Source organism: Sideroxydans lithotrophicus ES-1 (genome assembly GCF_000025705.1).
Classification (GTDB): domain Bacteria; phylum Pseudomonadota; class Gammaproteobacteria; order Burkholderiales; family Gallionellaceae; genus Sideroxyarcus; species Sideroxyarcus lithotrophicus.
Genome location: NC_013959.1, coordinates 114,184 through 128,286 on the forward strand (window position 1 = coordinate 114,184; position 14,103 = coordinate 128,286).

General features: G+C 56.7%; 9 protein-coding genes and 1 pseudogene. All 10 read left to right on the forward strand.

The features are described 5' to 3' along the window. Positions 1 to 110: 110 nt before the first annotated feature. The 10 genes and pseudogenes from SLIT_RS00535 to SLIT_RS00575 all read left to right on the forward strand — a co-directional run bounded on the left by SLIT_RS00535 (position 111) and on the right by SLIT_RS00575 (position 14,093). Positions 111 to 1,211, forward strand: a complete 1,101-nt coding sequence (locus SLIT_RS00535; RefSeq protein ID WP_013028249.1) for a pilus assembly protein PilM — start codon at positions 111 to 113, stop codon at positions 1,209 to 1,211. Beyond that, the gene (locus SLIT_RS00540; RefSeq protein WP_013028250.1) at positions 1,208 to 1,777 is read left to right on the forward strand and encodes a PilN domain-containing protein; all 570 of its coding nucleotides are present in this window, start codon (positions 1,208 to 1,210) and stop codon (positions 1,775 to 1,777) included. The genes SLIT_RS00535 and SLIT_RS00540 overlap by 4 nt, the downstream gene beginning before the upstream one ends. A gap of 9 nt (positions 1,778 to 1,786) precedes the next feature. Next, entirely contained in the window at positions 1,787 to 2,413 is a 627-nt protein-coding gene (locus SLIT_RS00545; RefSeq protein ID WP_013028251.1) for a type IV pilus inner membrane component PilO, read from the forward strand. After that, positions 2,410 to 2,928, forward strand: a complete 519-nt coding sequence (locus SLIT_RS00550; RefSeq protein WP_013028252.1) for a pilus assembly protein PilP — start codon at positions 2,410 to 2,412, stop codon at positions 2,926 to 2,928. Before SLIT_RS00545 ends, SLIT_RS00550 begins: the two co-directional genes overlap by 4 nt. A gap of 16 nt (positions 2,929 to 2,944) precedes the next feature. Continuing rightward, entirely contained in the window at positions 2,945 to 5,011 is a 2,067-nt protein-coding gene (locus tag SLIT_RS00555) for a type IV pilus secretin PilQ (RefSeq protein WP_013028253.1), read from the forward strand. 141 nt (positions 5,012 to 5,152) lie between these two features. After that, positions 5,153 to 5,599, forward strand: a pseudogene (locus SLIT_RS16320) (shikimate kinase); the annotation flags it as partial. A 60-nt stretch (positions 5,600 to 5,659) separates the two neighbouring features. Then, complete coding sequence (gene aroB, locus SLIT_RS00560; protein ID WP_317623670.1) at positions 5,660 to 6,742, forward strand: 3-dehydroquinate synthase; 1,083 nt, start codon at positions 5,660 to 5,662, stop codon at positions 6,740 to 6,742. Further along, the gene (locus SLIT_RS00565) at positions 6,735 to 7,859 is read left to right on the forward strand and encodes a deoxyguanosinetriphosphate triphosphohydrolase (protein WP_013028255.1); all 1,125 of its coding nucleotides are present in this window, start codon (positions 6,735 to 6,737) and stop codon (positions 7,857 to 7,859) included. Before aroB ends, SLIT_RS00565 begins: the two co-directional genes overlap by 8 nt. A gap of 73 nt (positions 7,860 to 7,932) precedes the next feature. Then, positions 7,933 to 12,630 carry a glutamate synthase-related protein gene (locus SLIT_RS00570; protein WP_013028256.1) on the forward strand — a complete coding sequence of 1,566 codons (4,698 nt, stop codon included), beginning with the start codon at positions 7,933 to 7,935 and terminating at the stop codon, positions 12,628 to 12,630. Beyond that, positions 12,630 to 14,093, forward strand: a complete 1,464-nt coding sequence (locus tag SLIT_RS00575; RefSeq protein WP_013028257.1) for a glutamate synthase subunit beta — start codon at positions 12,630 to 12,632, stop codon at positions 14,091 to 14,093. The genes SLIT_RS00570 and SLIT_RS00575 overlap by 1 nt, the downstream gene beginning before the upstream one ends. The last annotated feature ends 10 nt before the right edge of the window (positions 14,094 to 14,103 follow it).

A 14,103-nucleotide genomic window follows, 5' to 3' on the forward strand; every position in this document is an offset into this window, starting at 1 on the left:
GATTATAACTTCTTGGATATGAAAAACGAGCTTGTAAAAAAAACTTTACACCCGCGAGAGTTATTGCTAGGATTTAAACCACTTTAGTACGGAAAAGCGCTAACCAGTCTATGATCAAAGGAAATTTTGATATCCCATTAGACTTTCTGAGTACCTCAACGCCGCCCTTGATAGGGGTGGATATCAGTTCGTCCTCAGTCAAGATGGTGGAGCTTAGTCAGGCTCCCAAAAAGGGTGGCTATATTGTCGAGCGCTATGCCATCGAGCCGCTTCCAGTCGATGCGGTAAGCGACGGCAACATCAATAATCTGGATGCTGTATCGGATACGGTAAAACGGGCCTGGAAACGCCTGGGGTCGCGAATCAAGAATGTCAGCTTGGCGCTGCCCGCGGCTGCGGTGATCAGCAAGAAGATATTGCTCCCCGCCGGTTTGCGTGAAGACGATCTGGAATACCAGGTCGAGAGCGAGGCGAATCAATATATCCCATTCGCGCTGGAAGAGGTGAATCTGGATTTTCAGGTGATTGGGCCGGCACCAAACAATCCTGATGAAGTGGAAGTTTTGCTTGCGGCATCGCGCAAGGCCAATGTCGAAGACCGGGTTGCCGCAGCACAATCTGCCGGGTTAAAGGCCATTGTAGTGGATGTTGAGGCATATGCCTCAGAGGCTGCATTCGACATGATAAGGACCCAACTTCCCGGTGGGGCGGCAGACCAGTGTGTTGCGCTGGTAGATGTGGGCGCTTACGTTATGAATGTGAATGTACTGCGCAACGGGCAATCGGTATATACACGCGATCAACAGGTAGGCGGCGCCCAGCTCACGCAACAGATACAAAGTGTATTCGGCTTGTCGGCTGAAGAAGCGGAGTCGGCCAAGCGCAGCGGCGGGCTGCCGGAAAATTACGAAAGCGACGTGTTGTCGCCATTCCGTGAAAATATCGCCATGGAAGTATCGCGTGCGCTTCAATTCTTTTTCACATCGACGCAATACAACGAGGTCAACTATGTCGTGCTAGCCGGCGGTTGCGCTGCGCTTCCGGGTCTGGACGAGGCGGTGGCTACGCGTACGCAAGTAAGCACGCTGGTGGCGAATCCGTTTGAATTGATGACGTTGTCCAGTCGTGTCAAGCCGCGTCAGCTGCAAATGGATGCACCTGCGCTGATGATTGCATGTGGATTGGCTATGCGGAGGTTCGATCCATCATGATACGTGTAAACCTTCTGCCGCACCGTGCAGAGAAACGAAAAGCCCGCCAATTACAATTCATTATATTGAGTGTCATTTCGCTGGTTCTTGGGGCGGTGATCGTCGGACTCGTGCATGCTGCCATCAGCACGGAGATCGCCTATCAGGAACGCCGCAATACTTTTTTGAAGCAAGAAATATCCCTGCTCGACAAGCAGATCCAGGAGATCAGAAAGCTGCGCGAGCAAACCCAGGCATTGCTGGCCCGGAAGACTGTGGTTGAAAATCTGCAAAGCACCCGTTCAGATGTGGTTCACTTGCTCGATCAGATGCTGCGAATCCTGCCGGATGGCGTATATCTGAAAAGCCTCAAGCAAACAGGATACAGGATCAGCCTGGTTGGATATGCGCAGTCGAGCGCTCGAGTCTCTACGCTGATGCGGTCGATCGAGGACTCGCCGTGGCTCGATTCGCCCACGTTGATAGAAGTGCATGCAACGACCGTTGGAGGCACGCGCCTGAGCGAGTTTTCCCTCAACTTTAACCTGACCAAGCAAGCGGCTCCGGCTGCGGGCGGGAAAGGTTAAGGAGGAAACATGAATATCATCGAAGAACTCAAGAACATCGATCCCAAAACACCGGGAAGCTGGCCGTGGCTGATCAAGATATTGGCTTTCGTCGCAATGTTTGTCGTTATAGTTGCTGCAGGTGCGGTATTCGACTGGCAGGATGAATGGGCGAACCTGCAGTCTTCCAGACAAGAAGAGCAAAAACTGCGGGACACTTTCCTTGCGAAAAAGCGCGAAGCAATCAACCTTGATATCATCAAGAAGCAATTGATCGATACCCAGCAATCTTTCGGGGCTTTGCTTAAACAACTGCCGAGCAAATCCGAAATGGATGCATTGCTGACTGATATCAATCAGGCTGGTTTGGGGCGCGGGCTGCAATTTGATTTATTCAGGCCGGGACCGGAAGTGGCGACCGGGGTGTTTACCGAGCAACCGATCACGATCAAGGTGACCGGCAACTACGATGACTTGGGAAAGTTTGCCAGCGACATCTCGCAGTTGCCACGTATTGTCACGTTGAATGACATCAGCGTGAATCCAACGTCTGGCGGCGTACTGTCATTGGATGCTACGGCAAAGACTTATCGTTATCTGGACGAAGATGAGTTGGCAGCACAAAAACGCACCGCCAAGGCTGGAGCCAGAAAATGAAGATCTCGCGATTTATATATACTTTTCTGATTTCCGTGACGCTGGCTGGTTGCGGCGGGGAAGAATTTCAGGATCTGCGCGATTTCGTGAAGAACGCCGGGGCGGATATGCGCGGTAAGGTTGCGCCACCGCCAGACATAAAGCCGTATGAGCCTTTTACCTATGATAACGACACGAATTTGCCGGACCCATTCAAGCCGCGCAAGCAGAATGCAAGAAGTTCGGGTCATGGCGGACTGAATCAACCCAATTTGAATCGCCCCAAGGAAGAGTTGGAAGACTTCCCGTTGGAGAGTCTCAAAATGGTTGGCTATCTATCCCAGAAGGGGGTAGGCCAAGCGGTGATACGGTCTGCGGAAGGCAAGATCTATCGCGTAAAAGTAGGGAATTACATCGGGTTAAACTTCGGGCAGGTCACTTCGGTGACAGAAACAGAAGTGAAAATCAAAGAGATGGTGCAAGACAGTGTTGGCGACTGGTCGGAACGTGAAAGCAGTCTGGAACTGGTTGAGTGATTAGGAGTATAAATTTATGAAACAATTTCGTAATCCGGTTCTTGGGGCCATTCGTTTGATGGCGGCAACTCTTTTCTTGGGCGTATCCGTTGCACATGCACAGGACGCAACGAGTGCCGATTCCTTGAATAGTATCCAGTCCATCGCCGCAAACAACGAACCTGGCGGCAAGGTGGTAATTACCGTGGCATTGAAAAGCGCACCGGCAGGTCAGCCTGCAGCGTTCGCAATCAACACGCCTCCGCGCATCGTATTCGATTTTCCCAATACAGAAAACGGAATGGGGAAATCGACGCAGGAGTTCGGCGAAGGGGACTTGCGCAGCGCCAACATAGTTCAAGCAGGAAACCGCACGCGTTTGGTGGTAAACCTGGCCCAGATGCTGGGTTATGAATCGCGAGTGGACGGTAATAACCTCCTGATCACCTTGCAACGTAAAGAGGCCGGCAATGTGGCTGCGCCAGCTCATTTTGCAGAGATGAAGTCTGGCGTGCAGCAGAAACACAGTTTGCGGGATATCGACTTCCATCGGGGAAAAAACGGTGAAGGACGCGTGCAGATAGACCTGTCGGATACGGATATTGGCATCGATATCAAACAACAAGGCAGATTGCTTTTGGTTGATTTCCTGCATACAAGTCTGCCGCGCAATCTGCAACGCAAGCTGGATGTGACGGACTTCGGCACGCCAGTACAGCTGGTAGATGCATACGCTCAGGGGGAGAATGTGCACCTGTCGATCGAACCCAAAGGCGACTGGGAATACTCAGCCTATCAAGCTGATAATAAATTCATCATAGATGTTAAAACGGTAGTAGAAGACCCGAACAAGCTGGTGAAGGGCAATCAGCCGGGCTATGCGGGAGAAAAACTCACGCTGAATTTCCAGAATATCTCGACACGCGAGGCGTTGAGCGTGATAGCCGACTTCACTGGATTGAACATGGTGATCAGCGATACCGTTTCCGGTAATCTGACATTGCGATTGAAGGATGTTCCATGGGATCAGGCGCTTGACATCATCCTGCAGAGCAAGGGGCTGGATATGCGGAAGAACGGCAATGTGATCCAGGTTGCGCCGCGTGAAGAAATCGCCAGCAAGGAGAAGCTCGATTTTGCATCACGACAGGAAATCGGCGATCTGGAGCCGCTGCGCACGGAAAGTTTCCAGCTAAGCTATGCCAAAGCGCTTGATATAGCTAATCTGTTAAAGAATAAGGATACCGGCTTGCTTTCGAAGCGTGGCTCTTCGGTATCCGATCTGCGTACCAACACTCTGTTCGTGCAGGATACTCCGACGCGACTTGAGGAGGTGCGGACTTTCGTTAAGCAACTTGATGTTCCTGTGCGGCAGGTGATGATAGAGGCGCGTTTCGTTGAGGCGGGAGAGACTTTCAACCAGACATTGGGCGGTCGATTGAGTTACACCGGTCCCGGTTCTACCGTTGCAGGTGGAGGATTTGCAGGGCCAGCAGGAAACAGGGCGGCCTTGTCTACGACTTCGCTTTTGCCCGGAGCCGGTTCGGTAACTGGCGGTATGACGCTGAATCTGTTTAATGCGGCGGCTACCAAGGTGCTGACTTTGGAGCTGAATGCGTCGGAACTTGATGGTACGACAAAAAATATTGCCAGCCCTCGTGTGGTCACGGGCGACAAGACACCGGCAACTATTGAATCCGGCGTCGAGGTGCCTTATTTGCAGGCGACCAGCAGCGGGGCGACCAGCGTTGCCTTCAAGAAGGCGGTGTTGGGGCTGACAGTTACACCGCAGATCACGCCGGACGATCACGTCGGCATGAAACTCAGTGTCAGCCAGGACACGGTTGGAAACATTTATTCCGGGGTGCCCAGCATCAATACCAAAAAGGTCGACACCCAGGTGCTGGTTGACAACGGTGGTACGGTAGTAATTGGTGGTGTCTATACTCAAGATGCAACGGACTCGAAAGAACAAATCCCGCTGCTTGGTGATATTCCGATACTCGGCTGGCTGTTCAAAACAGACACGATTGTAAAAGCCAAGAAGGAACTGCTGGTGTTCATCACGCCCAAGATAGTCAAAGAATCCATGGGGATGAACTAAAAGCTGAATGTTCACAGGGAAAAGCCCGGCGTTGCCGGGCTTTTCTTTTTGGCGAAAGCGCCAAACCGAGTTTTCGATACAATCACGAGTATGAATAGTACAACCGACAAGCGAACCTGCAACATCATCCTGGTCGGAATGATGGGTGCGGGCAAAACCACAGTAGGAAAGTTGCTTGCCAAGCAACTTGGCAAGACCTTCATCGACAGCGACGAAGAGATCCAGCGACGAACCGGCGTGACTATCCCGCATATATTCGATGTCGAGGGAGAGGCCGGATTTCGTGTTCGGGAGAGCGGCGTCATCCAGGAATTGCTCAAGCAGGACGACATCGTATTGGCAACAGGCGGCGGAGCGATACTCAGTGCTCAGAATCGCCCCCTAATGAAGCAGAATGGTGTGGTGGTGTACCTGAAAAGCAGCGTGCATGATTTATGGCAGCGCACACGCCATGACCATAATCGACCGTTGCTGCAAACGAGCAATCCCCGCGCCAAGCTGCAAGAACTGCATGATCAGCGCGATCCCCTGTACACCGAGACCGCGGATATAATCATCCACACAGGAAAGCAAAGTGTGCAGATACTGCTGGAACGCCTACAGCATAAACTTGAAGAACTGAAACAAATGACCGGAAGTGAAAAGATGATACAGACTCTGCACGTGGGATTGGCAGAGCGCAGCTATCCAATCCATATAGGAAGCAGCTTGCTCAGCCGCGCAGATTTACTGATGGCGCATATCCCGCAAAAGCGCGCTGTCGTTATAAGCAATACCACTGTTGCACCTTTGTATATGCAGCAACTGGTAGAGAGCCTTAAGTCCATCGGCGTGCAATCGCAAACCATTATCCTTCCGGATGGGGAGCAATACAAAAACGGCGAATCCCTGAATACGATCTACGATGCACTCCTGTCGGCACACAGCGAGCGCAGCACACCGCTGATCGCGCTGGGAGGAGGGGTCATCGGGGATATCACCGGATATGCCGCAGCGACCTACCTGCGTGGCGTTCCATTCATCCAGATACCCACTACCGTGTTGTCACAGGTGGATTCCTCTGTGGGCGGAAAAACCGGCATCAATCACCCGCTCGGCAAGAACATGATCGGAGCATTCTATCAACCGCTGGTGGTGCTGGCAGATACCTTCACGCTCGATACTCTTCCAGACAAGGAGCTGCGTGCGGGGATCGCCGAAGTCATCAAATACGGACTGATCCGCGATTTGCCCTTCCTCGAATGGCTGGAAGCCAATATCGAAAAGCTTCTGGCTCGCGATACGGCGGCACTGCAATATGCAATAAGCCGCAGTTGCCAGAACAAGGCCGAGGTAGTTGGTGCCGATGAACGCGAAAGCGGCGAACGTGCCCTGCTGAATCTGGGGCACACCTTCGGCCACGCCATTGAGAATGGGATGGGGTACGGAGTCTGGCTGCATGGCGAGGCTGTGGCCGCCGGCACGATCATGGCTGCCGACTTGTCCCATCGCATGGGATGGTTGGGGGCGGACGAGGTGGCGCGGGTGCGCAAACTATTTGAGCGCACAGGGCTGCCCGTAGCTGGACCAAAGCTTGGTGCGGAGAAATATCAGCAGCTGATGGGGCTGGATAAAAAAGTATCCAATGGCAAGATACGATTCGTATTGCTGAAATCACTAGGAAACGCCGTGATTACCGGCGACGTGCCGCAAACGCTATTGGCCCAGACGATCGAGGCTTGCAGTGCCTGAACTGCAGCTCGCCTCCTACGCAGTCGGCGTCAGCGCACACGGCAGAAAGATCGCCGAACCGGCTCCGCCCGGGCGCAGCGAGTTCCAGCGGGACCGGGATCGCATCATCCACTCCGGCGCGTTCCGCCGCCTTGAGTACAAGACGCAGGTCTTTGTGAACCATGAAGGCGACCTGTTCCGTACCCGCCTCACTCACAGCATCGAGGTCGCGCAGATCGCCCGTTCCATCGCGCGGCGCATGGCGCTGAATGAAGACCTGGTTGAAGCAATATCGCTGGCGCATGACCTGGGCCACACTCCCTTCGGTCATGCGGGGCAGGAAGCCTTGAATGTCTGCATGAAGGACCACGGCGGCTTCGAACACAATTTGCAATCCTTGCGCGTCGTGGATGTGCTGGAAGAACGCTATGCGGCCTTCGACGGCCTGAATCTGTGCTTCGAGACGCGCGAAGGGATCCTGAAGCACTGCTCCATGCAACATGCCGCCCAATTGGGCGAAGTGGGCAAAAGATTCATAAACGACAAACGTCCATCGCTGGAAGCGCAGGTAGCCAACCTGGCCGATGAGATCGCATATAACAACCATGATGTGGATGACGGCCTGCGCTCAGGCCTGCTGACACTGGACCAGCTGGCGTCGGTACGCTTGTTCGCCCAGCACCTGAACGAGGTGCGCATAGCCTATCCGGCTCTGGCCGAACGCCGTGTGGTACACGAAACAGTCCGTCGCATGATCAATGCCCTGGTCACCGACCTGATCACGCAGACCGAACTCAATATCCGTGCGCACGCCCCCTTGGTAATTGACGATGTGCGCAGTGCGCCGCCGATAGCGGCATTCAGCCCCGAGATGCACGAACTCAACCGCGAACTCAAGGCCTTCCTGCGCACCCATTTATACCGGCATTACCGCGTCATGCGCATGACTGCCAAGGCGCGCCGCATCATCGAAGATCTCTTCGGCATTTTTATGGAAGACCCCAGATTATTGCCGCCGCAATTCAATCCGCAAACAGATTCCGAGCGTCCCCGGGCAGTAGCGGATTACATAGCCGGAATGACCGATCGTTACGCGATACGGGAGCACCGCCGCATCTTTGCCATAGAAGAAATCTAACAGTCGGTTGCCCAATACCCCCGGATTAAGGTAGCATTCCCGCCCTTTCGCAAAAATTTTTGGAAGGCGGCTAATGCCGCCGATTTGTCGGATGATCGAGTTGAGGAGCAAGGTGAATAATTCTTCGTTGCCAGCGCAACAGGGTCTTTACGATCCGCGCAATGAGCATGATGCATGTGGTGTCGGTTTCGTTGCACATATCAAGGGTCTGGCAAGTCACGAGCGTGTCAGCCAGGGACTGCAAATTCTGGAAAACCTGACGCACCGCGGAGCGGTTGGCGCAGACCCGTTAGCGGGTGATGGTGCCGGTATACTGGTGCAGATTCCCGATGCATTCCTGCGCAAAGTGCTTGTAAAAGAAAAGATCGAATTGCCTTCTGCAGGGGATTACGGTGTCGGCATGCTGTTCCTGCCGCGCGAGGCGAAGGCCCGTGCCGCCTGCGAAAAGATCATTGCCGACAAGATCAAGGCGGAAGGTCAGACCCTGCTGGGCTGGCGCGATGTGCCGGTCGATAACAGCGGTCTTGGCGAGAGCGTAAAGGCAGTCGAACCTGCGGTGCGCCAGGTATTCATCGCTCGCGGCAAGAAGACCTCCGACCAGGACGCATTCGAGCGCAAACTGTTCGTCATTCGCAAGACTGCCGAACACGCTGTATCCAATCTGCCCAAAGGACAAGGCAAGGGATTTTATGTTCCCTCCATGTCGTCACGTACCCTGGTTTACAAGGGTATGTTGCTGGCCGACCAGGTCGGCAAGTATTTCCTCGACCTGCAGGATAATGAGTTGGTCAGCGCGTTTGCGCTGGTGCACCAGCGCTTCTCCACCAACACCTTCCCCACTTGGGATCTGGCGCATCCATTTCGCATGATCGCGCACAACGGCGAGATCAATACCCTGCGCGGCAACGTCAACTGGATGGCGGCGCGCCATGCCGCGATGTCGTCCAGATTCCTCGGCAAGGACCTCGACAAACTGTGGCCGCTGATCGTCGAAGGCCAGTCCGATTCCGCCTGCTTCGACAACGCGCTGGAACTGCTGGTGGCAGGCGGTTACTCGCTGCCGCACGCCATGATGCTGCTGATTCCCGAAGCCTGGGCCGGCAATCCGCTGATGGATGAAGAACGCCGCGCATTCTACGAATACCATGCCGCGCTGATGGAGCCGTGGGACGGCCCCGCTGCGGTGGCGTTCACCGATGGACGCCAGATCGGCGCGACGCTGGACCGCAACGGCCTGCGCCCTGCGCGCTACCTGATCACCGACGATGACGTGGTATTGATGGCGTCCGAAATGGGCGTGCTGGATATACCGCAGCACAAGATCGTAAAAAAATGGCGCTTGCAGCCTGGCAAGATGTTCCTGATCGACATGCAGGCCGGACGCATCGTGGACGACGGCGAGCTGAAACAGCAGATCTCCACGGCGAAACCATATCGCAAATGGATCGAGCAATCGCGCTTCATCCTCGACGACTTGCCCAAGGTCAAGGAGCAGGGCGAATCGCAGCTCAGCCTGCTGGATGCGCAACAAGCCTTCGGTTACACGCAGGAAGACCTCAAGTTCATCATGCTGCCGATGGCGAGCGCAGGCGAGGAAGCGACCGGTTCCATGGGCAACGATGCCGCATTGCCGGTGCTGTCGAGCAAGAGCAAGGTGTTCTACAACTACTTCAAGCAATTGTTCGCGCAAGTGACCAATCCGCCGATCGATCCGATCCGCGAAGAGATCGTGATGTCTCTCACCTCGTTCATCGGCTCCAAGCCCAATTTGCTCGGTGTCGACGAAACCACGCCTGCACCTCGTCTCGAGGTGCACCAGCCCGTGCTGTCACACGAAGACGCGGCCAAGTTGCACAATATCGAAAAGCTGACCAAGGGCAAATACAAATCCAGGACGCTGGATATCAGCTACCCGGTGAAGAACGGTGCGGCGGGCTGCGAAGCCGCCATCAAGGCCTTGTGCAAAGAGGCAGACAAGGCAGTGGCTGGCGGCTTCAACGTGCTGATCCTGTCCGACCGCGCAGTCTCCGACAAGCGCGTGGCGATCCCGGCATTGCTGGCAACTGCGGCGGTGCACCACCACCTGGTTCAAGCCGGCCTGCGCACCAGCACCGGTCTGGTGGTAGAGACCGGTTCGGTGCGCGAAGTGCACCATTTTGCACTGCTCGCCGGCTATGGCGCCGAGGCGGTATATCCGTGGCTCGCCTACGACAGTCTCGCGGCACTTGAGCTGCCACCCGGCCTGGCAGTGAAGGATGCGCAGAAACGCTTCGTCAAGGCGATCAACAAAGGCTTGCTCAAAGTGATGTCCAAGATGGGCATCTCCACTTACCAATCGTATTGCGGTTCGCAGATCTTCGAGGCCATCGGCCTGAACAGCGACTTCATCGGAAAATATTTCCCCGGCACTGCAACGCAGATCGAGGGTATCGGCTTGAAGGAAGTGGCCGAAGAAGCGATACGCATGCACGCTGCCGCATTCGGCAATGACCCGGTGCTCGTGAACATGCTGGATGCAGGCGGCGAATATGCCTGGCGCACACGCGGTGAAGAGCACACCTGGACACCCGATTCCATCGCCAAGCTGCAGCACTCGACGCGTTCCAACAATTACGCGACCTACAAGGAATACGCCAAGCTGATCAACGACCAGACCCAGCGCCAGATGACGCTGCGCGGCCTGTTCGAGATCAAGCCGCTCGGCAAAGCCGTGCCGCTGGAAGAAGTCGAGCCGGCAAAAGAGATCGTCAAGCGCTTTGTCACCGGCGCGATGTCGCTCGGCTCCATCTCCACCGAAGCGCATACCACGCTGGCGATCGCGATGAACCGCATCGGCGGCAAATCCAATACCGGCGAAGGCGGCGAAGACGCCAATCGCTTCAAGGTGCTGCACGGCGGCGAGAGGCTGTCCGATATCATCGGCAAGCATCGCATCGAAGCCGACCACACCATGAAACCGGGAGACTCGCTGCGTTCGCGCATCAAGCAGGTCGCCTCCGGCCGTTTCGGTGTCACAGCCGAATACCTGGCCAGCGCCGATCAGATCCAGATCAAGATGGCGCAGGGCGCGAAGCCCGGCGAAGGCGGCCAGTTGCCGGGCGGCAAAGTGTCCGAATACATCGGCAAGCTGCGTCACTCGGTTCCCGGCGTCGGCCTGATCTCGCCACCGCCGCACCACGACATCTATTCCATCGAGGACCTGGCGCAGCTGATCCATGACCTGAAGAACTCCAACCCGGCTGCGTCGATCTCGGTGAAGCTGGTATCGGAAGTCGGCGTGGGTACCGTGGCCGCGGGCGTGTCCAAGGCCAAGGCTGACCACATCGTGATCTCCGGTTTCGACGGCGGCACCGGCGCTTCGCCGCTGTCATCGATCAAGCATGCCGGTACACCGTGGGAACTGGGGCTGGCTGAAGCGCAGCAGACCCTGGTGCTCAATCAGCTGCGCGGCCGCATCGGCCTGCAAGTGGACGGTCAGCTGAAGACCGGACGCGATGTGCTGATCGGCGCGCTGCTCGGCGCGGACGAATTCGGCTTCTCCACCGCACCGCTGGTGGTCGAAGGTTGCATCATGATGCGCAAGTGCCACCTCAACACCTGCCCGGTCGGTGTAGCCACGCAGGATCCGGCGCTGCGCAAGAAATTCACCGGCCAGCCCGAACACGTGGTGAACTACTTCTTCTTCGTTGCCGAAGAAGTGCGCGAACTGATGGCACAGATGGGTATCCGCAAGTTCGACGACCTGATCGGACGCAGCGACCTGCTCGACATGCGCAAAGGCATCACACACTGGAAGGCCAAGGGTCTGGATTTCTCCAAAGTGTTCCATCAGCCGGACATGCCGAAGAGCGTGGCGCGCCGCCATGCCGAAGAACAGGATCACGGCCTGGCACAGGCACTGGACAACGACCTCATTGCGGAAGCCAAGGAAGCCCTGGACGCGATGCGCGTGGTGACCATTGAAACCACCATCCGCAACGTCAACCGCACTGTCGGCACCATGCTGTCGCACGAAGTGGCCAAGCGCCATGGTAATGCAGGGCTGCCCGACGACACCATCCGGGTGAAGTTCCTAGGCACTGCCGGACAAAGTTTCGGCGCTTTCCTGGCGCACGGCATCACCTTCCAGCTGGAAGGCGAAGGCAACGACTACGTGGGCAAAGGCTTGTGCGGCGGGCGCATCATCGTCAAGCCGTCCGACGACAGCAAGCTGGTGGCGGAAGACAACATCGTCGTCGGCAACACCGTGTTGTACGGTGCGACTGCGGGTGAAGTGTTCTTCCGCGGCGTGGCAGGCGAACGTTTTGCCGTGCGCAACTCGGGCGCCATCGCCGTGGTGGAAGGCGTGGGCGACCACGGCTGCGAATACATGACCGGCGGCATGGTGGTGGTGCTGGGACAGACCGGCCGCAACTTCGCGGCGGGCATGTCCGGCGGCGTCGCCTACGTGCTCGACGAGGACGGCACCTTCCCACAGCGCTGCAACATGTCGATGGTGCAGCTCGAAGCCGTACCGGAAGAAGTTGCCGCCAGCGAGACCGGCGAAGTGGAGGCGCATGGCCGTGTGCATTTCAATCACCTGAACAAGGCAGATGAAGCGGCCCTGCGCGGCAAGATCGAGAAGCACCTGCGCTTCACCGGCAGCGCGCGTGCCAGACAGATACTGGATAACTGGGCGACTTACCTGCCCAAATTCGTGAAGGTCATGCCGACCGAATACCGTCGTGCGTTGCTCGAGATCGCGGCGCAGCAGCAAAAGGAGGCCGCATAATGGGCAAGCCAACCGGCTTCATGGAGTTTCAGCGCGTCAACGAAGGCTATGAACCTGTCGAACTGCGTGTCAAAGACTACCGCGAATTTGTAGCGCACCTGAGCGATAGCGGTGCCAAGCAGCAGGGTGCGCGCTGCATGGATTGCGGCATCCCGTTCTGCAACAGCGGCTGTCCGGTCAACAACATCATCCCCGACTGGAACGACCTGGTGTATCGCGGTAACTGGAAACAGGCGCTGGATGTGTTGCATTCCACCAACAACTTCCCCGAAGTGACCGGGCGCATCTGCCCCGCTCCATGCGAAGCGGCGTGCACGCTGAACATCAACAACGATGCAGTCGGCATCAAGTCCATCGAGCACGCCATCATCGACAAGGGCGGCGAGAACGGCTGGGTGGTGCCGCAACCTGCGAAGAAGAAGACCGGCAAGAAGGTCGCCGTGGTCGGTTCCGGCCCTGCAGGTCTGGCTGCCGCACAGCAGCTGGCGCGTGTCGGGCACAGCGTCACCGTGTTCGAGAAGAACAGCCGCATTGGCGGTCTGTTGCGCTATGGCATCCCCGACTTCAAGCTGGACAAACGCCTGATCGACTGGCGCATGGCACAGCTCGCCGCCGAGGGCGTGAAGTTCCAGACCAACACCTTCGTCGGCAAGGATGCGTCGGGCAAGGGCATCGTCAACGACGCGAAGAAAACGATCAGCCCGAAAGAATTGCAGAAGCAGTTCGACGCGGTGATCCTCGCAGGTGGTGCAGAGCAGCCGCGCGACCTGCCGGCTCCGGGGCGCAATCTGCAGGGCGTGCATTACGCGCTGGAATTCCTCATACCGCAAAACAAGCAAGTGGCGGGCGAAGGCAACAATCCGATCAACGTGCATGGCAAGCATGTCGTCGTCATCGGCGGCGGCGATACCGGCTCCGACTGCGTGGGCACCTCGAATCGCCACGGCGCAGCATCCATCACGCAGATCGAAGTGATGCCGCGCGCGCCGGATCAGGAGAACGGCCCCCTGACTTGGCCCTATTGGCCGCTCAAACTGCGCACCTCCAGTTCGCATGAAGAGGGCTGCGAACGCGACTGGGCGATCTCCACCAAGGAATTCATCGGCGAGAACGGCGTGCTCAAGGCGATCAAGGCCGTGCGCGTCGAGTTCAAGGACGGCAAGATGGTCGAGATCGCGGGCAGCGAATTCGAGCTCAAGGCCGACTTCGTGTTCCTCGCCATGGGCTTCACCAATCCGCTGGCGCAGGTGCTGGATGCCTTCGGCGTGGAGAAGGATGCACGCGGCAATGCCAAGGCAACGACCGATGGTCCCGGCTGCTACCAGACCAGCGTGAAGAAGGTGTTCGCCGCGGGCGACATGCGCCGCGGCCAGTCGCTGGTGGTGTGGGCCATCCGCGAAGGCCGCCAGGCAGCGCGTGCAGTAGATGAATACCTGATGGGCAGCAGCGTCCTGCCCCGATAAGAAAAGAGCA